This is a genomic window from Thiococcus pfennigii (assembly GCF_016583835.1).
In the GTDB taxonomy this organism is placed as follows: Bacteria; Pseudomonadota; Gammaproteobacteria; order Chromatiales; family Chromatiaceae; genus Thiococcus; species Thiococcus pfennigii.
The window spans coordinates 1-503 of sequence record NZ_NRRW01000174.1 but is presented as its reverse complement, the minus strand read 5'-3'; the positions used below and the strand labels follow the sequence as shown (position 1 = coordinate 503).

1 protein-coding gene is annotated in these 503 nt (G+C 65.0%); it reads left to right on the top strand.

What is annotated here, in order from left to right:
* Positions 1–121 precede the first annotated feature (121 nt).
* On the top strand, positions 122–503 hold a 382-nt coding region (locus CKO41_RS18435), incomplete at its 3' end, for a response regulator (RefSeq protein ID WP_200383304.1).

The window sequence follows — 503 nt, the reverse complement described above, 5'->3', positions numbered from 1 at the left end:
TTGTGGGGTCTATGGCGGTATAAAGGTGGGTGAATCGTCGACCGCTGTCCGCGCCCCCTGTCTGCGCCCTCTCTTCGCGCCGGGTGTTCGGTGGGCAAGTCGCTGCGACCGGAGGCCACGCATGACCATTCTCAAAGTCGTTCTCGCCGACGACCATAAAATGATCCGGGAGTCCCTAGGGGCGCTACTGTCCAGCGAGCCGGACATCAAGGTCGTCGCCTACGCCGGTGATGGCGCCGAAGCCATCACCCTGGCACAGGCTTGGAAGCCGCATATCGTGCTCATGGATGTCTGCATGCCGGTCGTCGACGGCATCGAAGCGGCAATGCGCATCGTCAAGCAACTGCCTCAGACCCGAGTCATCGCGCTGTCGGCGCAAGGCGAGCGGCCCTTCGTGTCGCAGATGGTGGAGGCCGGCGTGCAGGGGTATGTGCTCAAGGACGAATCCGTCGCCACGCTGGCGCGTGCGGTGCGGGCCGTCGCCGCCGGTCAGACCTGGCTGC